The sequence below is a fragment of the Streptomyces sp. NPDC051104 genome (genome assembly GCF_040682835.1).
Taxonomy (GTDB): Bacteria; Actinomycetota; Actinomycetes; order Streptomycetales; family Streptomycetaceae; genus Streptomyces; species Streptomyces cynarae.
In genome coordinates, this window is the sequence record NZ_JBFBBS010000016.1 from 1 (window position 1) to 20226 (window position 20226).

Here is a 20226-nt window from a genome sequence, read left to right on the forward strand (position 1 = left end):
GTCATCGTGCAGCCGGTCGGCTGGAAGCCGATCAGCGAACTGATCGGCCGGCCCGAACTCGCGGACGACCCCGAGTGGGCGACGCCTCAGGCCCGGCTGCCGAAGCTGAGCAAGATGTTCCAGCTGATCGAGGAATGGTCCTCGACGCTGCCCAAGTGGGAGGTCCTGGAGCGGCTGAACGCCCACAACATCCCGTGCGGGCCGATCCTGTCGACCAAGGAGATCATCGAGGACGAGTCGCTGATCGCCAACGAGATGGTCGTACGCGTCCCGCACCCGGAGCGCGGTGAGTTCATCACCGTGGGCAGCCCGCTGAAGCTGTCCGACTCCCCCGTCGAGGTCAGCAGTTCACCGCTGCTCGGCGAGCACAACGAAGAGGTCTACATCGGCGAGCTGGGCCTCGGGGACGAGGAACTGCGCCTGCTCAAGTCGAGCGGAGTGATCTGACGTGATGGCCGAAGACCGGGCGCTGAGGGTGCGGTCGCTCCTGGACTCCGTGCGGGCGGAAGGACGGACCGCGCTCACCGCACCCGAGGGCAAGGTGATCGCCGACGCCTACGGGATCGCCGTACCCGGTGAGGAACTGGCGAGGGACGTCGACGAGGCCGTGGCGTACGCGGCGCGCTTCGGCGGGCCCGTCGTGATGAAGATCGTCTCGCCGGACATCCTGCACAAGACCGACGCCGGCGGTGTGGTCGTCGGCGTGGAGGGCGCGGCGGACGTGCGCGCCGCGTTCCACCGGATCGTCGAGAGCGCCCGCGCGTACGCGCCGGACGCCCGCATCGAGGGCGTGCAGGTGCAGGAACTGCTCCCCGAGGGGCAGGAGGTGATCGTCGGGGCGGTCACCGATCCGACGTTCGGGAAGGTCGTGGCCTTCGGGCTCGGCGGGGTGCTCGTCGAGGTCCTCAAGGACGTCACGTTCCGGCTGGCGCCCGTGGACGCCGACGAGGCGCTGTCCATGCTGGACTCGATCCGGTCGGCGGAGATCCTGCGCGGGGTGCGCGGCCGGGCGGGCGTTGACCGGTGGGCGATCGCCGAGCAGATCCGCAGGGTCTCCCGGCTCGTCGCGGACTTCCCGGAGATCGCCGAGGTGGACCTCAACCCGGTGATCGCCACCCCGGACGGCGCGGTCGCGGCGGACATCCGCGTGATCCTGTCCGACGCGCCGGTGAGGGAGCGCAGGCGCTACACCCGCGAGGAGATCCTCGCCTCCATGCGCCGGTTGATGCAGCCGTCCGCCGTCGCCGTGATCGGCGCCTCGAACGAGCAGGGCAAGATCGGCAACTCGGTGATGCGCAACCTCATCGACGGCGGCTTCTCCGGAGAGATCCACCCGGTGAACCCCAAGGCCGATGACATCCTGGGCCGCAAGGCGTACAAGAGTGTCACCGACGTTCCCGGTGAGGTGGATGTGGCGGTCTTCGCGGTCCCCGCCAAGTTCGTGGCCGCGGCCCTGGAGGAGGTGGGACGCAAGAGGATCCCCAACGCCGTACTGATCCCCTCCGGGTTCGCGGAGACCGGTGAGCACGCGCTCCAGGCCGAGATCGTGGCGATCGCCGAGCGGTACGGCATCCGGCTGCTCGGACCGAACATCTACGGCTACTACTCGACATGGCAGGACCTGTGCGCCACGTTCTGCACGCCGTACGACGTCAAGGGCGGCGTAGCGCTGACCTCGCAGTCCGGTGGCATCGGGATGGCCATCCTGGGCTTCGCCCGCACCACCAAGACCGGTGTGTCCGCGATCGTGGGCCTCGGCAACAAGTCGGACCTCGACGAGGACGACCTGCTGACCTGGTTCGGTGAGGATCCGCACACCGAGTGCATCGCGATGCACCTGGAGGACCTCAAGGACGGGCGCGCCTTCGTGGAGGCGGCGCGGGCGACCGTCCCGAAGAAGCCGGTCGTGGTTCTGAAGGCGGGGCGCACGGCGGCGGGTGCCAGGGCCGCCGGATCGCACACCGGGGCGCTGGCGGGTGACGACGCCGTGTACGACGACATCCTGCGCCAGGCCGGTGTCATCCGCGCGCCCGGGTTGAACGACATGCTGGAGTACGCGCGCGCGTTGCCGGTGCTGCCCACCCCCAAGGGCGACAACGTCGTGATCATCACGGGCGCCGGCGGCAGCGGCGTCCTGCTGTCCGACGCGGTCACCGACAACGGTCTGTCCCTGATGGAGATACCGCCGGACCTGGACGCGGCCTTCAGGAAGTTCATCCCGCCCTTCGGTGCGGCGGGCAACCCGGTGGACATCACCGGCGGGGAGCCGCCGTCGACGTACGAGGCGACGATCCGGTTGGGGCTTGAAGACCCGCGGATCCACGCGCTCGTGCTGGGCTACTGGCACACCATCGTGACCCCTCCGATGGTGTTCGCCGAGCTCACCGCGCGCGTGGTGGCCGAATTCAGGGAGCGCGGCATCGAGAAGCCGGTGGTGGCGTCGCTCGCCGGTGACGTCGAGGTCGAGGAGGCCTGCCAGTACCTGTTCGAGCGCGGGGTCGTGGCCTACCCGTACACGACCGAGAAGCCGGTGGCCGTGCTCGGCGCCAAGTACCGGTGGGCGCGGGCGGCATCAAAACTGGGGGCCGAAGGCCCCTCCGCCAGGGCGGTGGCGGGAGACGGGCGGGATGTTGGGGGGCGGTTCATGAGGTGAGTGAACCGCGGGGCGGCCGACGGTGCGCGTCGGCCGCCCCGGGACCCGTGCGCGCACGAAAGGCATTGGACAGGGGGCGCTGGCCAGAACTTTCGACGCAAGGGGCACTGAGCGATGGCAACTACCGACTATTCGGCGTCCGTCCCCTACAGGGAGGTGACGGACCGCAACGGCCGCGTGTACCGGATCGGTGAATCCGACCGGGACATCATGGGCCGCACACGCAAGTGGATGGTCCTCCTGCCCTGGGTGGGCATGATGGGCATCAGCTCCGCCGAGTACGCGTTCACCTCGGCGGAGGACACGCTCCACGAGGCACATCTGTGGAGCAGCGGACACATCTTCTGGCTGATGGGCGTCTGGGTGTTCTTCCAGGCGGCCGTGGCCTTCCCGGCCGGACAACTACGGGAGAGCGGCCGCCTCCCCGCCCGTACGGCCATGTTGATCGGCGCGCTCGGCACGCTGCTGGGTTATCTGGCGCTCGCCTTCGCACCGCACGTGTTCGTCGCCTACCTCGGCTTCGGCGCCTGCAGCGGCATCGGCGCCGGCCTCGTCTACGCGACCTGCGTGAACATGGTCGGCAAGTGGTATCCGGAGCGAAGGGGCGGCAAGACGGGCTTCGTCAACGGCGGCTTCGCCTACGGGTCCGTGCCGTTCGTGTTCCTCTTCACCTCCGTGCTCGACCTGAGCAACTACAAGGCGCTGCTCACGACCGTCGGGATCGGGCTGTGCCTGGTGGTGGCCGCGGCCGGCTGGTTCTTCAAGGACCCGCCGAAGAACTGGTGGCCGGCGCACGTCGACCCGCTCAGGGTCACCGACGACCCGAAGATCCGCCGGGCGCTGGAGAAGAACCCGCCGGCGGTCAAGCAGTACACCCCGAAGGAAGCCGCCCGGACCCCGGTCCTGTGGATGATGTGGTTCTGCCTGCTGTGCACGGCCGGCATCAACATCTTCGGCATCGCCTTCCAGGTGCCCTTCGGCAAGGACATGGGCTTCGCGGGCGGGATCGTGGCGACGGCGATGTCCCTGAAGGCCATCGTCAACGGCACCGGGCGCGGCGTCATCGGCTGGATCTCCGACCGCTACGGACGCCGCAACACGCTGATCATCGTGTGCATCGTGCTCGGCACGGCGCAGTTCGGCGTGCTGGTGTCCGGCCAGATGGGCAGCATGCCGTTCTTCCTCTTCTGCTCCATGGTCTCCGGCTTCGGCGGCGGAGCGATCTTCCCGCTGTTCGCGGCCATGACCGCGGACTACTTCGGCGAGAACAACAACGCCACCAACTACGGCATGGTCTACAGCTCGAAGCTGATCTCGGGCCTGGTCGGCTCCGGTCTGGGCGCGGTCGTCGTCGGTGAGTGGGACTACCACGGCGCGTTCGTCCTCGCCGGCTCCATCGGGCTGGCCTCCGCCGTACTGGCCCTGTTCCTGAAGGCACCGGGCAGGCCCGACGCCCGGAGCATCGTCCCCAACCCGCACCCGCTCGGTGAGGAGATGGCGTGACATGACCGCAGACCCCATGGTGACAGGAAGCTCATCGGCCGACTCCGGCGCCGCACACCGTCCCTACCGTGAAGTCACCGACGCGCACGGCCGCGTCTACCGCATCGGCGAGAGCGACCGGGACATCCTCGGGCACTCCCGCAAGCTCATGGTGTACCTGCCGTGGATCGCGATGATGGCCATCAGCGTCTTCGAGTACGCGTACGGCTCCGCCGAGGACACCCTGTCCCACGCCCACGGCTGGACGCAGAGCAACACCTTCTGGATCCTCAGCGTCTGGGTGTTCTTCCAGGCCGGCGTGGCCTTCCCGGCGGGCTGGCTGCGCGAGAGGGGCATCCTGAGCGCGCGGATGGCGATGTACGCCGGTTCCGTGATGTGCGTCTTCGGCTTCCTGGCCCTTTCGCACCTGAACAACGTCTGGCTCGCCATCCTCGGCTTCGGCGTCGTCGGCGGGCTCGGTGCCGGCCTGGTCTACGCCACCTGCATCAACATGGTCGGCAAGTGGTTCCCGGAGCGGCGCGGCGCGCGCACCGGCTTCGTCAACGGCGGGTTCGCCTATGGGTCGCTGCCGTTCATCTTCATCTTCAACTACGCCTTCGACACCGCGAACTACCACCGGGTCCTGGACCTCATCGGCTGCTACGTCATGATCGTGGTGTTCGGGTGCGCGTTCTTCTTCAAGGATCCGCCGAAGAACTGGTGGCCCGCGGACATCGACCCGCTGACCTACTCCGGCGACGTCAAGAACGCGGCGAGCCTCGCCAAGAACCCGCCGGCCGTGCGGCAGTACACGCCGAAGGAGGCCATCAGGACGGGCATGCTGCCGCTGATGTGGATCTCCATCGTGATCACCGCCGGGGTGTCGATCTTCGGAATCTCCTTCCAGGTCGACTTCGCCAAGGACATCGGGTTCGGCCCGCTGGTGGCGGCCTCGTCGATGGGCGTCATGGCGGTCATCAACGGCATCGGCCGCGGAGTCGTGGGCTGGATGTCCGACCGGTGGGGCCGCAAACCGACGCTGGTCCTCGTCATCGTGGTGCTGGGTCTGGCCCAGTTCGGGGTGATCTGGGCGGGTGACATGAAGAGCGAGTGGCTGTTCCTGTTCTTCGCCTTCCTCTCCGGCTTCGGAGGCGGCGCGTTCTATCCGCTGTTCGCGGCGCTCACCCCGGACTACTTCGGCGAGAACTACAACGCCACCAACTACGGACTGGTCTACAGCGGCAAGCTGGTCAGCGGTCTGTTCGGCGGTGGGCTCGGCTCCATGGTGGTCGGCGCCTGGGGCTACAACGGCGCGTACGCGCTGGCCGGCGGGGTCTCGATGGTGGCGGCGGCGATCGCGCTGTTGCTGAGGCAGCCCGGACGCGGCCGAGACGTCGCGTCGGCTCCGGAGCCGCAGCCCACGGGCTGACGACGCGGTACAACGTGAGGAGGCCCTCCCCAGTGCATGGGGAGGGCCTCCTCACATGTGGCTACCGGCTCAGCACTTCTCGCGCGACGAGTGCAGGTAGGCACTGGAGCGGCGGGCGAAGGTGAAGGACTCGGTCGGGTTGTCGTGCTCGGTCTGCCAGTGGTGGGCCGGACGCTCGCCGCGCAGCCGGGTCACCGCCGAGATGAACCGCTGGTAGTCGATGTCGCCGTCGCCGACATCGACCATGCGGTAGCCGAACTGGTTCGACGGGTCGCTCACCCCGTCCTTGACGTGGAAGAGCGGATAGCGGTGGGGCTGCTTCAGTACGTAGTCCAGCGGCTCGAAGGGGGCGGGAGTGCCGTCGGGGCGCTTCGAGAAGCGAAACTGGCCCGCGTACGCCCAGAAGATGTCCATCTCCAGGTGGACGAGGTCGGGATCGGTCTCGGCGAGCAGGACGTCGTAGAGCCGGACCTTGGGGTTGTCGCTCGCGAAGCCGAACTCGTCCGAGTGGTTGTGCTGGTAGAACTTCATGCCGCGCGCCCTGGCCGCCGCGCCGTAGGTGTTGAACTCCTCGGCGGCGCGCTTCCAGGCGTCGACGGTCGAGCCGTAGCGGAACGGGCCCGAGGCGGTACCGATGTGCTTGAGCCCCAGGGCCTCGGCGTCGTCGAGCACCTTGGTGAGGTTCTGCGCGAAGGTGTACGCGTTCGGGTCGCTGGAGTAGTAGCCGACGTGGCTGCCGATCGGGGTCAGCCCGTGGTCCTTCGCCAGCCGCTTCAGCTGGGCGAGGGTGATCGGGCCCGCGGAGCCCTGGGTGTAGCCGGCGAACTCGACCTCGGCGTAGCCGTACCTCTCCAGTTCGGCGAAGACGGGCGCGAAGCCGAGCGTGGCGACCTTGTCGCGCAGGCTGTAGAGCTGGATGCCGAGCCGGCCGGGCGGCAGGACGGGGCGGCCCCGGCCCGCGTCACCGGTCGCCGTGTCGGTCGCGGTGCCGGTGGCCGCGGTGGCGGGGGACGAGACGGCGCCCAGCAGCGCGGCGGCGGTGGCGCCGGCGGCCACGCCGAGCATGCCTCGTCTGGTGAGGCGGTGGGTGAGTTCGGGGTCGGTCTGCGGGATGCGGCTCATGCCTGGAACTCCTCGGTGTCGGAGGGCGTTGTCAGTGGTGAGTGCTTCACTTGTGACCAGTCGGATCCGACGGGCCGGTGGGACCGGCGCGTCAGGTGAGACCGGCGAGTTGGAGCAGGAGTGACTTCACATCGGTGGCCGCGACGCGGTCACCGACGGCACGGGGGGTGGAGCAGATGAGGAGCGGACCGTCGTCGTCGCTCGCGGGAAGGCGGCCGTGGCTGCCGCGAATAGGTGACGGGTCGAGGGGCACGACCGCCATGCGGTAGGGCATGCCGAGTTTCTTGCGCGCCAGGGCCGTGGCCGCTCTGACCTTGACGTAGGGGTCGAGCGGGTCCATGAAGAGTTCGGCCGGGTCGTAGCCGGGTTTGCGGTGGATGTCGACGAGCCGCGCGAAGTCGGGCGCGCGGGCGTCGTCGAGCCAGTAGTAGTACGTGAACCAGGCGTCCGGCTCCGCGACGGCGACGAGTTCGCCGGAGCGTGGATGGTCGAGGTGACGGGCCTTCTTGCCCGCGTCGTCCAGGAGCTGCTCGATGCCGGGCAGACCGGACAGGGCGGCCCGGGTGGCGTCGAGGTCCTCGGGGCGGCGCACATAGACGTGGGCGATCTGGTGGTCCACGACCGCGAAGGCTCGTGAGGCCATCGGGTCGAGGTACTCCATGCCGTCCTGCGTGTGCACCTCGAGCAGTCCGGCGCGGCGCAGGGCTCGGTTGATGTCGACGGGGCGGGCCACGCGGGTGATGCCGTACTCGGACAGCGCCACGACGGTGCGGCCCTCGGCGCGGGCGTCGTCCAGCAGCGGCGCCAGCGCGGCGTCCAGGTCGGCGGCCGCTTTCGCCGAGCGCGGGTCGTCGGGGCCGAATCGCTGCAGGTCGTAGTCGAGGTGCGGGAGGTAGCAGAGTGTCAGGTCGGGGTGCCGGGTGCGCAGGATGTGGCGGGTCGCGTCGATGATCCACTGGCTGGAGACCAGGTCGGCGCCCGGTCCCCAGAAGTGGAACAGGGGGAATGTGCCGAGTTTCGTGGTGAGTTCGTCGTGCAGGGCCGGGGGCCTGGTGTAGCAGTCGGGTTCCTTGCGGCCGTCGGCGTAGTAGACGGGACGAGGGGTGACGGTGATGTCGGTGTCGGCGCCCATGGCGTACCACCAGCAGATATTGGCGACCGTGTACCCGGGGTGGGCGCGGCGGGCGGCGTCCCACAGCTTGTCGCCGGCGACGAGGCCGTTGTGCTGTCGCCACAGCAGGACGTCACCGAGTTCACGGAAGTACCAGCCGTTGCCGACGATGCCGTGCTCGGACGGCAGGGTGCCGGTCAGGAAGGTGGACTGGGCGGCGCAGGTGACGGCGGGCAGGACGGTGCCGAGCGGTGCGCGGGAGCCGGACCGGGCGAGCGCCTGGAGGCGGGGCATGTGGTCGAGGAGACGGGGGGTGAGGCCGACGACGTCCAGGACGAGGAGTGGGGTGGGGCCGGTGCCGGTCGGGGTGCTCATGGAAGCTCCTTCAGGCCGAGGTCCGTCAACAGGTCGCGGGCCAGCGCCAGTTCGGCGGCGATGCCGTCGGCGAGCTGGGCACGGGCGCGGGGCCGCAGCTCGGGCGGGAGGGCCTGCCAGGTGTAGGTCTCGACCTCGAGGTGGCGGGTGAGCGGGTGCGGTCCGCCGACGAGCCGGGTCAGGGCGGCGCGGAGGACGGGGAGTGTGGAGGTGAGGGGCGCGGCGGGGGTCGCGTGCAGCGGGACGTGGAAGTGGGCGCGCCAGGGCGCGGTGTCGGGAAGGGCGTCGCCTTTCAGCGCCTGCGGCAGGTCGTCGGTGCCGCGCAGGCCGGCGGCGGTGAGGGTGCGGGTCTGGTGCAGGAAGCGGGGTTCGGCGAAGGCGGCGAGCGCCTCGCGGACCTCCGGCAGATGGGGGTGTTCGGCGTGCAGTGCCGCTGAGAGCTGCGATTTGACGACGGGGACGCGGGCTCGGGTGAGTGCGTCCAGAGCGGTGTGCGGGTCTTCGAAGGAGGTGGCGAGGTGGCAGGTGTCGACGCAGATGCCGATGCGGTCGTGGGCGATCGCGGTCAGAGGTGCGATGGCGTCGCCGGTGGTCTCGACGGTGCAGCCGGGTTCCGGCTCCAGGCCGACGCGGATGGAGCGGCCGGTCAGCTCCGCGAGGGCGTCGAGGCGTGCGGCGAGGGTGCGAAGGGCGGTGCGGGCCCTCTCGGCGCGCTCGGTGTCATGGGCGGTGCGCCAGGCGAGGGGCAGGGTGGAGATGCTGCCCTCGGTGACGTCGTCGGGGAGCAGGACGGCGAGGACGCGGGCCAGGGCGGTGGTGTGGTCGACGCGTTCCGGGTCGGCCCAGTCCGGCTTGTAGACGCGGTATTTGACCTCCTCGGCGCCGAAGCCTTCATACGGGAAGCCGTTGAGGGTGACGACCTCGAGGCCACGGCGGTCCAGTTCGGTGCGCAGGCCGCGCAGCGCGGACGGGTCGGTGACGAGGGTCCGGGCGGCGTCCCTGGCGAGCCACAGGCCGATGCCGAGGCGGTCACGGCCGAGGCGGCGACGCACGCGCTCGCAGTGGTCGCGGAGCTGGGCGAGGACACCGTCGAGGGTTTCGGCCGGGTGGACGTTGGTGCAGTAGGCGAGGTGGACGGTGGAGCCGTCGGGGTGCCGGAAACGCATCGCTCACTCCCCGCCGCGCAGCACGGAGTTGCCCTCGTGCGTGGGCGCGGTGGCGGCCACGTCGAGGGTGAGGCGGCCGCTGAGCCCGTAGAAGGCGGCGGGGTTGCGCCACAGCACCAGATCCACGTCGTCCTCGGTGAACCCCTCGGCGAGCATCGCGTCGGCGACCTTGCGGGTCTTCAGCGGGTCGCTTCTGCCCCAGTCGGCGGCGGAGTTCACCAGGACCCGCTCGGGCCCGTACGCGCGCAGGATCGCGACCATCCGCCGCTCGTCCATCTTGGTGTCGGGATAGACGGAGAACCCCAGCCAGCAGCCGCCGGCCTTGGCCTCCTTGACGGTGGTCTCGTTGAGGTGGTCGACCAGGACCCGGTCCGGGGGAAGTGCGGACTCCCGGACCACATCGAGGGTGCGGCGCAGGCCGGCGAGCTTGTCACGGTGCGGGGTGTGCACCAGCGCCGGCACTTCGTGGTCGGCGGCGAGCTGGAGCTGGGCGGCGAGGGCGGTGTCCTCGGCGGGGGTCATGGAGTCGTAGCCGATCTCCCCGACGGCGACGACCTGGTCCTTGACGAGATACCGGGGCAGTTCGTCGAGGACGGGGAGGCAGCGGGGGTCGTTCGCCTCCTTGGGGTTGAGGGCGAGGGTGCAGTGGTGGACGATGCCGTACTGGGCGGCGCGGAAGGGCTCCCAGCCGAGGAGGGAGTCGAAGTAGTCGAGGAAGGAGGCGGGAGAGGTGCGGGGCTGGCCGAGCCAGAAGGACGGCTCGACGACGGCGCGGACGCCCGCGGCATACATGGCCTCGTAGTCGTCGGTGGTCCTGGACGTCATGTGGATGTGGGGGTCGAAGATGCGCATCAGGACTCCTTGCCGTGGGGGGCGTCCGTGGAGTGCGGCGCAAGCGCCGGTTCGGTGAGCGCCAGCACCCGGTACAGGTCGTCCGGCACGGGACGGCCCGCGGCGGTGCGTTCCGCGGCGTAGTCGCCGAGCATGCGGGCCAGTTCGGTGTCGCCGCGGGCGCGCCCGGACAGGTCGGCCACGCTGTCCACGCCGACCCCGGTGAACAGGCACTTCAGGACCGCCTGCCGCCACAGGTGGGGGCTGAGGTGGCGGGCGGCGTAGGGGCCGAGGGCGGCGGCGAGGAGCCGGGTGTCGTTGGTGCGCAGCGCGTCCTCGAGGAGCGGTAGTCCTTCCGGGCCCGGCAGGAGGTGGGGCAGGGCGTGGAGGACGGCGCGGCGCTCGTCGGCGGTGCCCTGGTGGTAGACGCGGGTGAGCCCGTCCGCGTCGGGGCGCGCCGCGTGCAGGATGAGGACGCGGGCGGCGTCGGCGTGAGCGGTGCCGCACCGGCGGCCGGCCTCGGCGAGGCGCAACTCCCACACGGAGATGGGCCCGTGGCTGCCGGGCTGGGCGGCCGCCTCGTCGAGGGCCTGGTCGAGCCAGGCGCGGGCGCCCGCGGGGAGCCGGGCGTCGAGGTGGGCGCGCAGCTCGGCCGGTGGGGTGAGGGCGAGGCCGGTGCCGATCGTGGGGGTGGGCTGCGTGGCGTGCGGGTGGCTCATGCGGTGCTCCCTTCGGGGGTGGCGGAGGGCTCGCCGGCAGGTGGTGTGGGGGGCGGGGCGTCCGGTGGGAGCCGCCGCCCGGTGGAGGAGGCCGCCGCGCTGCGGAGGAAGGGGAGGGAGACTGCGGCGAAGTGGGGTCCGGCGTGGGAATGACGGGGCAGCTCGACGACGGTCAGACCCTGATAGGCGGTGGCGGACAGGGCACCGAGGACGGCCGGGACGTCCAGGTCGCCCTCTCCGAAGGGCAGGTGTTCGTGGACGCCGCGGCGCATGTCCTCGATCTGGACGTGACGCAGCCAGGGCGCGGCGGCGCGTACGCAGTCGGCGGGAGAGAGGGGTTCGAGGCACAGGCAGTGGCCGAGGTCGAGGGTCAGGCCGAGGTGTTCGGGGTCGCCGAGCGTGTGGCGCAGGCGGTGGAAGTCGGCGAGGGTCGCGAGGAGGTGTCCGGGTTCCGGTTCGACGGCGAGAGGGACACCGGCGGCGGTGGCGGCCTCCAGGACGGGGGCGAGGGCGGTGGCCAGCCGTGTCCACGCCGTGTCCTCGTCGGTTCCGGCGGGAGTGACGCCGCTGAAGCAGTGCACGGCGTGCGCGCCGAGGTCGGCCGCGACGCCGACGGCCCGGGTCAGCAGGTCGATGCGGCGGGCGCGGTCGTCCGGGTTCTGGTCCAGAAGGGAAGGGCCGTGTTTGCGGCGCGGGTCGAGCACATAGCGGGCGCCCGTCTCGACGGTGACGTCGAGGCCGAGCGCGTCCAGTCGGTGGGCGACCCGGCGGGTGCGGGCGGCGAGGTCGGGGGCGATCGGGTCGAGGTGCATATGGTCGAGGGTCAGTCCGACGCCGTCGTAGCCGAGGTCGGCGAGCAGGGCGAGGGCGTCGTCGAGGCGGAGGTCGGCGAGGCCGTTGGTGCCGTAGCCGAAGCGGAGCGGCGTGCCGCCGGCGGCCGGGGCGGACGCTGGGGTGCTCTCGGAGGGCAGCGCGCTCATGTGACGCTCACCTTCCTCGCGAACCTGACTGCCGACGGGGCCAGGGCCGCGGTCAGCAGCGCCGTGACCGGGGCGCCCGAGCGGGCGGACAGCGCGGCCTGGAGTGGGATCGTGGCGCGGATGCCGCCGCCGACGGCGCGTTGGGTGAGCGGCGGTGACGGGTTGAGGGCGGCATGGAGGTAGGGGCGGGCGGCGGTCACGGCGTAGACGGCGGCGAGGGCGCCGCGCAGGGTGTCGGCTGCGGTGCGGGAGTGGGCCGGGCGCGCGGCGGTGGCCGGTCGGGCGCGCCGCCGGGTCAGTGATCGGGCCAGCACCCCGGTCGTGGCCAGCGCGGCCAGAGCGGGCAAGGGCGAGCCGCCGCGGGTTTCCTGGCGGGACACGGTGGTGAGCGCCAGGGTGTGGCCGGCGAGGAGGGCGGCCGGGCGCAGGGCCGGGCGGATGCGGCCCGTGGTGGCCGCGGCGCCCAGGAGCAGGTCCAGGCCGCGGGCCGCCGCCATCGCGGCCGGGCCCGCCGGGGTGCGTTTCAGGGCCAGGTCGTACGCCCAGACGGTCGCCGCCAGGGGGGCGGCCACGGCGAGTGCGGGGCGGCCGGAGCGGGCGGCGAGGTCGAGGCCGGCCGTCGTGAAGGCGCAGGCCGCCGCGAGAGCGGCGGTGGGGCGGATCCGGCCGGAGGGCAGGGGGCGGTGCGGGCGTTCCACGGCGTCCTCGGCGCGGTCGGCCCAGTCGTTGAGGGCCATGCCCGCCTCGTAGAGGCACAGGGAGGAGCCGATGGCCAGCAGTGTGCGGCGGCTGGGACGGGCGCGGACGGCGGCCGCGCCGGCCAGCGCGTCGCCGGGGACGGTGAACAACGCGGGCAGGCGCAGCAGTTCGGCCCAGGCACGAGGGCCTTCGCGGTCCCCGGTGCTCCCGCTCATCGGGCCTCCCCCGCCCGCTGCCCGGCGGGCGCCCGCCGCAGTCGCCGCGCGAAGTCCGTGAGTGCCGCGTACTGCTCCCCGAGCGCCGACGGCCCGTCCCCGACCGGGTCCTTGAAGTAGAAGCCCAGGTCGGTGAGCGGACCGGACAGGCCGGCCTCGTGGGCGCGCAGTGTCAGCCGGGCCAGGTCCAGGACCAGCGGGGCGGCGAGTGCCGAGTCGCAGCCCTGCCAGATGGTCTGCAGCACCATGCGCGCGCCGAGGAAGCCGTCGAAGGCGACGTGGTCCCAGGCGGTCTTCCAGTCGCCGAGGGCGGGCACGTCGTCGATGTGGACCTCGCCCTCGACCCCCGCGCCGAGGGTGTCGGCGAGGACCCGCTCCTTGCCGGCGTTCTTCGCGGCTGCCGCGGCCGGGTCGGCCAGGGACGCGCCGTCGCCGCCTCCGAGCAGGTTGGTCCCGGACCAGGCCCGCACCGTGAGGGCACGCTGGGCGAACATCGGGCCCAGCACCGACCGCAGCAGCGTCTGCCCCGTCTTGCCGTCCCGGCCCGCGTACGGCAGACCGCTCGCCGCAGCCGTCGACGCCAGCGCCGGGTGGTGCAGGCCCGTGGACGGGGTGAAATTCACATACGGGCAGCCCGCGCGCAGGGCCGCCGCCGCGTACAGCGAGCTGGGCGGAAGACGGTCGCCGGTGGCCGGAGGCTCGGTGGACGCCACGCTCACCACCACCGCCCCTGCGAGCCCCCGGCGCCGTACGAAGTCCTGGATGTCGGCGGTGAAGGCGCCGATCAGCTGTTCCTCGTCCCGGGTGTCCCCGGGCAGGGGGCCGCCCGGCCTGATCTCCCCGTCGGCGGCGGCGAGTTCGGCCGCGACGGCGGAGGGCAGACCGGGTGGCAGTACGCCGCCCGCGGCGAGGGCTTCCGCGCGTTTGGGCAGGGGGCAGTCCACCGTGTCGTGGCCGCCGAAGACGAGGGACGACAGGGCCGGAAGGCCGCTGTCCGCGAAGACGGGGGTCTCGGTGACCATGCCCGTGGGCGGGTGCAGGCCCGCGGTCACGGCGGCGCAGCCCGCGACGACCGTCGTGGCGACGGAACCGCGGGCGCCGATCAGCCACACCCCGAGACGGGCTCGGGCAGGGGATGCGGACATGGGCAGGCAGCCTCCTTGTCGTGCGGGAAACCTCAACGGGGACGGGAGGAAAGCGGCGGGCGGGAGTCCGGCGTCGCCCGCCCGCCGCCGCTCACTTGCCCTTGACGGGCAGTTCCTTGATCCGGATGTCGCGGAAGGACACCTGGTCATCGGCCCCGTGGTTCTGGATGCCGATGTGGCCGTCGGTGAGGCTCCGGGCCGGATCGGTGTTGGTGAAATCGTTGATCTTCACGCCGTTGAGCCAGACGCGCAGGCGTTCGCCCTCCACGCGGATCTCGTACGTGTTCCACTCCCCCGGCGGGTTCAGCGCGCGGTCGCGCTTCTTCAGGTCGGCGGACTGGAAGCCGTAGACGGACCCGGTGGTCTTCTCGGGCACGTCCGTGGCGTCGATCTGGATCTCGTAGCCGTTGTTCACGGCCGACCACGGGTCGTCCGAGGGCGGGAAGCCCACGAACACACCCGAGTTGTCGTCGCCGGACGTCTTCCAGTCGAGCTTCAGCGAGTACGAGGAGAAGCCCGACGCGGCGTACCAGAGCAGGCCCATGCCGCCCTGCGACGTCAGGGTGCCGTCGGCGTCCAGGGTGAAGGAGCCCGGGCCCGCCTGTTTCCAGCCCTCCAGCGAGGTGCCGTCGAAGAGCGGACGGTAGCCGTTCTCCGGGCGGCAGTCCGCCTGGGCTTCGCCGACGGCCCACCGGATGCCGCCCAGCAGGTGCCGGCGGAAGGCGGGGTCGGCGTAGGACTCCTTGGTGTGGCCGCCGCCGGTGTAGAAGGCGCGGCCGCCCTGGTAGTTCTGGCACCAGGCGATCGGGTGGTCGCCGTTCATGGTGCCGCCGGTGTACGAGGACTCGTCGAGCGAGGCGAGGACGTGGGCCCTGTCCCGGGGGTTCGAGCGGTAGTTGTACCACTCGTCGGTGCGTTGCCAGGTCCGGCCGAGCTCCGAGGTGGCCGGGTGGGCGCGGTCCTCGACGTTCACCGTGGCCGGCTGGATCGCCGGGTGCGACTGGAAGTAGGCGCCGGCGAGGCCGCCGTAGAACGCCCAGTCGTACTCGGTGTCGGCGGCCGCGTGGATGCCCACATAGCCGCCGCCGCGCCCGATGTAGTCCTCGAAGGCACTTTGCTGCGTCGGTTCGAGCACGTCCCCCGTCGTGGACAGGAACACGACGGCGTCGTACCGTCGCAGGTTCGACGGGGTGAAGGCGCCGGCGTCCTCGGTCGCGTCGACCGTGAAGCCGCCCGTCTCGCCGAGCTGCTTCACCGCCGCGATGCCGTCCGGGATCGAGTCGTGCCGGAAGCCGGCCGTCTTGGAGAAGACCAGCACCCGTGTGCCGTCCGCGGAGTGCGGGGCCGCGGGCTGGGTGACACCGCCGAGGAGCAGGGCGGCGCCCACCGCGGCCGTCGTCAGTCGTCCGGTCGTGTGCATGCCGTCCTCCTCTCAGCCGGTCGTGAAGGTGAAGTCGTCCACGTCGAACAGGGCTCCGGAACCGGTGCTCCCCTTGAAGACCAGGTAGAGCGTGGTCGCACCCCTCGGCGCTCGGGACAGGTCGGCGCTGACGTCCTGGAAGTTCTCCCAGCCGCCCGTGACCGGCACGGTCGCCTTGCCGAGCAGGGTGCCCGTCGCCGAGCCCGCGCGGACCTCGAGGGTGCCGCCCGCGCCGCCGGAGGCGATGCGCGCGGTGATCTTCTTGGCGTCGCTCAGCACGTACGGCGTGAAGGAGATCCAGTCGCCGTTGTCGATGTCGCCGACCGTCTTGCCGCCGTGCGCGGTGTCCTTGGCGATCACCGAGACACCGGAGGAGGTGCTGAAGTGCTCGGCCTGGCGGTGCCGGGGCTGGGCGACGTTCCGGTCGTGCGAGGTGAGCGGGGCCTGGCCGCCGCCTCCGCCGTCGGTGTACTCGGCGTCGAAGACCCCGAAGATGTTGGCGTCGTCGTCATGGCCGCCGTCCGCGCTGGTCCGGATGGTGCCGGAGCAGCCGTTCGCAGAGGTGAGCGGGTGGCCGTGGGAGTCGTGGCCGAGGACGAAGGTGACCTTGACCTTCGAGCAGTCGACGTTCGCGCCGTCCTCCGGGTCGGTGACCTTCACCTTGAACGGAATGGCGTCCCCGAAGCTGAACAGCTGTCCGTCCTGCGGGAGTTCGAGCACGACCTTGGGCGCGGTGTTGCCCACGACGATCTGCACGCTCGCGCTCCCGGTACGCCCGGAGGGGTCCTTGGCGGTCAGCGTCGCCGTGTAGGTGCCGTTCTTCTTGTACTTGTGCGTCGGGTCGGCCGCCGTCGAGGTCGTCCCGTCTCCGAAGTCCCAGCTGTAGGTGAGGGCATCGCCGTCCTGGTCGCTGGTGCCCGCGGAGGAGAACGTCACCTTCAGCGGCGCCTGCCCGGAGGTGCGGTTCGCAGCGGCCTGCGCGACCGGCGAGTGGCCGTCGGTGGCGTTCTCGATGCGGTACAGGGCCGAGTGCTCGTCGCCGCCGAACCAGGCGGTGCCGTAGTCGAGGACGTACAGGGCGCCGTCGGGCCCGAACGCCATGTCCATGATCTGGGTGCCGGACCAGGGGAAGGGGTTGATGGACTGCACGGTGCCGCCGGCGTCGGTCACGATCCGCTTGATCCAGCGGCGGCCGAACTCACCCGCGAAGAAGTTGCCGTCGTACGCCTGCGGGAACTTCACCGGCGAGTCGAGCGCCGGGTCGTAGTGGTAGACCGGGCCGCCCATCGGGGACTCGGAGCCGTCGCCGAACTCGGGCACGGACGGGCCGTTGTAGGGGATCCAGGCGGGCTGGGCCGGCGGCAGGTCGGTCAGGCCGGTGTTGTGCGGCGAAGTGTTCTTCGGCGCGGCGCAGTCGAAGCGCGCGCCCGACGCCTTCGTCGCGAAGTCGTAGTCGACGTAGGCGTCGTTGGCGCCGGTGCAGTACGGCCAGCCGAAGTTGCCGGGAACGGTGACACGGGCGAACTCGACCTGGCCGGCGGGCCCACGGTTCGGGTCGGCGGCACCGGCGTCGGGGCCGTAGTCGCCGACGTAGAGGATGCCGGTCTGCTTGTCGACGCTGAAGCGGAACGGGTTGCGGAAGCCCATCGCGTAGATCTCGGGCCGCGTCTTGTCCGTGCCGGGCGGGAAGAGGTTGCCGTCGGGTATCGCGTACGAGCCGTCCGCGTTCACCTTGATGCGCAGGATCTTGCCGCGCAGGTCGTTGGTGTTGCCGGCCGAGCGCTGGGCGTCGAAGGCCGGGTTGCGGTCGGAGCGCTCGTCGATGGGGGTGAAGCCGTCCGACTGGAAGGGGTTGGTGTCGTCGCCGGTCGACAGATACAGGTTCCCGGCGGCGTCGAAGTCGATGTCGCCGCCGACATGGCAGCAGATGCCGCGGGAGGCGGGCACGTCGAGGATCTTCTTCTCGCTCGCCGCATCGAGTGTCCCGTCGGTCTTCAGGACGAACCGGGAGAGTCGGTTGACGCCGTCGAAGGCCGCGAAGTCGGCCGCGGTGCCGGTCTCGGGGGCGTCGCCCGCCGGGGTGTTCAGCGGGGGCGCGTAGTAGAGGTAGATGAAACGGTTGGTGGTGAAGTCCGGGTCGACGCCGATGCCTTGGAGGCCTTCCTCGTCGTGCGAGTAGACGTCGAGCTTGCCGGCCAGGCGGGTGTTGCCCGCCGCGTCGGTGATGCGGAGTTCACCGTCGCGGGAGGTGTGGAGGACGGAGCGGTCCGGGAGGACGGCCAGCGACATGGGCTCGCCGACCTCGGCCTCGCCCTTGGCGAGGGTGACCTGCTGGAAGTCCTCCGCCGCCGCGGTCCCCGCGTCGGTGACGGCTGCGCCGGCCTGGGGGGCGACGAAGGTGAGGGACGCGCCTGCCAGCAGGGCGCCGCCGAGCAGGGCGACGGCTCTGCGCAGGGACGGGCGTCGTCTGTGAGCGGTGACTCTGCCGGTGCGGGTGGTGCGGTCGTTCCCGTGCACGAATGCCTCCAGAATGGGGCCGGTTGTACGGGCGGGTGCGGTACGCCGGGATGCGCCGTCATCCCGGAGGGCTTGATGGGGTGATCAGTTGCCGAACGCCGCGTCGAACGAGGCCGACGGCGGCTCGAAGTCGTACGCCTTCAGCCGGGTCAGGGCCTCGGGGGCGCCCTGGAGCCGGTCCATGCCGGCGTCCTCCCACTCCACGGAGACGGGTCCCCGGTAGTCGATGGAGCGCAGCATCCGGAAGACGTCCTCCCAGGGCACGTCGCCGTGCCCGGCGGACACGAAGTCCCAGCCGCGGCGGGGGTCGCCCCAGGGCAGGTGGGAGCCGAGGCGGCCGTTGCGCCCGTCGAGGCGCTTGCGGGCCTCCTTGCAGTCGACGTGGTAGATCCGGTCGCGGAAGTCCCACAGGAAGCCGACCGGGTCGAGGTCCTGCCACACGAAGTGGGAGGGGTCGAAGTTCAGGCCGAAGGCGGGGCGGTGGTCGACGGCGGCCAGGGCGCGCTGCGTCGTCCAGTAGTCGTAGGCGATCTCGCTCGGGTGGACCTCGTGCGCGAACCGGACGCCCTCCGCGTCGAACACGTCGAGGATCGGATTCCACCGCTCGGCGAAGTCCTCGTAGCCGCGTTCGATCATCGACTCGGGTGCGGGCGGGAACATCGCGACCAGGTGCCAGATGGCGGAGCCGGTGAAGCCGATGACGGTGTCGACGCCGAAGGCGGCGGCGGCGCGCGCGGTGTCCGCGATCTCGGCGGCGGCCCGCTGCCGTACACCCTCGGGCTCGCCGTCGCCCCAGATGCGGGCGGGCAGGATGGCCCGGTGGCGTTCGTCGATGATGGCGTCGCACACCGCTTGGCCTACGAGGTGGTTGGAGATCGCCCAGCACTTCAGGCCGTACTTGTCGAGGAGCTGACGGCGGGAGTCGACGTACGACGGGTCGGCGAGGGCCTTGTCGACCTCGAAGTGGTCGCCCCAGCAGGCGAGTTCGAGTCCGTCGTAGCCGAAGTCGCGGGCGAGGCGGCAGACCTCCTCCAGGGGCAGGTCGGCCCACTGGCCGGTGAACAGGGTGAAGGTGCGCGGCATACGGCAGTCCCCCTCAGACCGCTATGGGCGTATAGACGGAGTTCTTCTCGGCGCTCTCCTCCACCGCGGCGAGGACCCGCTGGACCTGCAGCCCGTCGGTGAAGGAGGGGTCGGGCGTGCTGCCCTCGGCGATCGCGTGGACGAGGTCGCGGGCCTGGTGGACGAAGGTGTGCTCGTAGCCGAGGCCGTGGCCCGGCGGCCACCAGGCGTCCAGGTAGGGATGGTCGGGTTCGGTGACCAGGATGCGGCGGAAGCCGGCGTGCGCCTCGGGTTCGGTGGCGTCGTGGTACGACAGCTCGTTGAGCCGCTCCAGGTCGAAGGCGAGGGAGCCGCGCTCGCCGTTGAGTTCGATGCACAGGGCGTTCTTGCGGCCGGTGGCGTACCGGGTGGCCTCGAAGGAGGCGAGGGCGCCGGAGGCGAAGCGGCCCGTGAACAGGGCGGCGTCGTCCACGGTCACCTCGCCGGTGCCGTCGGCCGATGCGGCGCTGAGCCCGCTGGTGGGGCCGTGGGGCAGGGGCCGTTGCCGGACGAAGGTCTCGGTGAGCGCGGACACGCCGGCCAGGCGTTCCCCCGCCAGGTACTGGGCGAGGTCGACGATGTGCGCGCCGAGGTCGCCGAGCGAGCCGGAGCCGGCCAGCTCCCCGCGCAGCCGCCAGGTCAGCGGGAAGGAAGGGTCGACCAGCCAGTCCTGGAGGTACGACACCCGCACGTGCCGCAGGGTGCCGATCCGGCCCTCGGCGACCATGCGGCGGGCGAGCGCGGTGGCGGGGAGGCGGCGGTAGTTGAAGCCGACCATCGCGCGCTGACCGCGTGCGTGGGCCGCTTCGGCCGCCGCGGCCATCGCCTCGGCCTCCTCCACGGTGTTCGCCAGCGGCTTCTCGCACAGCACGTGCTTGCCCGCCGCGAGGGCGGCCAGGGCGATCTCGGCGTGGCTGTCCCCCGGGGTGCAGATGTCGACGAGGTCGATGTCGTCCCGGGCGATCAGCGCCCGCCAGTCGGTCTCGGCCGCCGCCCAGCCGTGGCGGTCGGCCGCTGCGCGCACGGCGGCCGGATCGCGGCCGCAGACCGCGGCCATCACCGGGCGCAGGGGCAGGTCGAAGACACGGCCCACGGTGCGCCAGCCCTGGGAGTGGGCGGCGCCCATGAAGGCGTAGCCGACCATGCCGACGCGCAGGGACGGCTTCCCGGCGCCGGTCCCGGCAGGTGCCGTCGTCTCGCTCTCCGCACCTTCTGACTGCTGCGGCTGTCCCATACGGAAGGTCCTCCTCGTCCTGGTGGT

At 71.5% G+C, this 20226-nt stretch carries 16 protein-coding genes; 4 read left to right on the forward strand and 12 right to left on the reverse strand.

Features of this window, described 5'->3' with window-relative positions; all coding sequences use genetic code 11:
* From AB0N14_RS22130 to AB0N14_RS22145, 4 genes are all read left to right on the forward strand, one after another.
* Positions 1-447 (forward strand): CoA transferase (locus AB0N14_RS22130; protein ID WP_366027420.1); only part of this gene is annotated, 447 nt, incomplete at its 5' end.
* Between the two features lie 4 nt (positions 448-451).
* On the forward strand, positions 452-2653 hold the full coding sequence (locus AB0N14_RS22135; RefSeq protein ID WP_366027538.1) for an acetate--CoA ligase family protein: 2202 nt from the start codon (positions 452-454) through the stop codon (positions 2651-2653).
* Between the two features lie 114 nt (positions 2654-2767).
* The gene (locus AB0N14_RS22140; RefSeq protein WP_366027421.1) at positions 2768-4156 is read left to right on the forward strand and encodes an OFA family MFS transporter; all 1389 of its coding nucleotides are present in this window, start codon (positions 2768-2770) and stop codon (positions 4154-4156) included.
* Position 4157: 1 nt separating this feature from the next.
* Positions 4158-5564, forward strand: coding sequence for an OFA family MFS transporter (locus AB0N14_RS22145; protein ID WP_366027422.1), 1407 nt, complete (start codon positions 4158-4160; stop codon positions 5562-5564).
* A 69-nt stretch (positions 5565-5633) separates the two neighbouring features.
* Here the strand turns inward: AB0N14_RS22145 and AB0N14_RS22150 are convergent, their stop codons facing one another.
* The 12 genes from AB0N14_RS22150 to AB0N14_RS22205 all read right to left on the reverse strand — a co-directional run bounded on the left by AB0N14_RS22150 (position 5634) and on the right by AB0N14_RS22205 (position 20199).
* Entirely contained in the window at positions 5634-6686 is a 1053-nt protein-coding gene (locus tag AB0N14_RS22150) for a sugar phosphate isomerase/epimerase (RefSeq protein WP_366027423.1), read from the reverse strand.
* Positions 6687-6777: 91 nt separating this feature from the next.
* Positions 6778-8172 carry a nucleotide pyrophosphatase/phosphodiesterase family protein gene (locus AB0N14_RS22155; RefSeq protein WP_366027424.1) on the reverse strand — a complete coding sequence of 465 codons (1395 nt, stop codon included), beginning with the start codon at positions 8170-8172 and terminating at the stop codon, positions 6778-6780.
* Positions 8169-9338, reverse strand: coding sequence for a metabolite traffic protein EboE (eboE, locus tag AB0N14_RS22160; RefSeq protein ID WP_366027425.1), 1170 nt, complete (start codon positions 9336-9338; stop codon positions 8169-8171). Before eboE ends, AB0N14_RS22155 begins: the two co-directional genes overlap by 4 nt.
* A 3-nt stretch (positions 9339-9341) precedes the next feature.
* Entirely contained in the window at positions 9342-10190 is an 849-nt protein-coding gene (locus tag AB0N14_RS22165; protein ID WP_366027426.1) for a TatD family hydrolase, read from the reverse strand.
* Entirely contained in the window at positions 10190-10888 is a 699-nt protein-coding gene (locus tag AB0N14_RS22170) for an EboA domain-containing protein (RefSeq protein WP_366027427.1), read from the reverse strand. The genes AB0N14_RS22165 and AB0N14_RS22170 overlap by 1 nt, the downstream gene beginning before the upstream one ends.
* Positions 10885-11868, reverse strand: a complete 984-nt coding sequence (locus AB0N14_RS22175; protein ID WP_366027428.1) for a sugar phosphate isomerase/epimerase family protein — start codon at positions 11866-11868, stop codon at positions 10885-10887. The genes AB0N14_RS22170 and AB0N14_RS22175 overlap by 4 nt, the downstream gene beginning before the upstream one ends.
* Positions 11865-12782, reverse strand: coding sequence for an SCO3242 family prenyltransferase (locus AB0N14_RS22180; protein ID WP_366027429.1), 918 nt, complete (start codon positions 12780-12782; stop codon positions 11865-11867). Before AB0N14_RS22180 ends, AB0N14_RS22175 begins: the two co-directional genes overlap by 4 nt.
* Positions 12779-13927 carry an inositol-3-phosphate synthase gene (locus AB0N14_RS22185; RefSeq protein ID WP_366027430.1) on the reverse strand — a complete coding sequence of 383 codons (1149 nt, stop codon included), beginning with the start codon at positions 13925-13927 and terminating at the stop codon, positions 12779-12781. Before AB0N14_RS22185 ends, AB0N14_RS22180 begins: the two co-directional genes overlap by 4 nt.
* Before the next feature lie 91 nt (positions 13928-14018).
* Positions 14019-15347: a ThuA domain-containing protein gene (locus AB0N14_RS22190; RefSeq protein ID WP_366027431.1), complete on the reverse strand. Its 1329-nt coding sequence runs from the start codon at positions 15345-15347 to the stop codon at positions 14019-14021.
* A 12-nt stretch (positions 15348-15359) separates the two neighbouring features.
* A complete protein-coding gene (locus AB0N14_RS22195) occupies positions 15360-17864 on the reverse strand; it encodes a PQQ-dependent sugar dehydrogenase (RefSeq protein ID WP_366027432.1) in 2505 nt (834 codons plus the stop codon).
* An 84-nt stretch (positions 17865-17948) separates the two neighbouring features.
* Positions 17949-18947 carry a sugar phosphate isomerase/epimerase family protein gene (locus tag AB0N14_RS22200; protein WP_366027433.1) on the reverse strand — a complete coding sequence of 333 codons (999 nt, stop codon included), beginning with the start codon at positions 18945-18947 and terminating at the stop codon, positions 17949-17951.
* A gap of 13 nt (positions 18948-18960) precedes the next feature.
* On the reverse strand, positions 18961-20199 hold the full coding sequence (locus AB0N14_RS22205) for a Gfo/Idh/MocA family oxidoreductase (RefSeq protein ID WP_366027434.1): 1239 nt from the start codon (positions 20197-20199) through the stop codon (positions 18961-18963).
* Positions 20200-20226 lie beyond the last annotated feature (27 nt).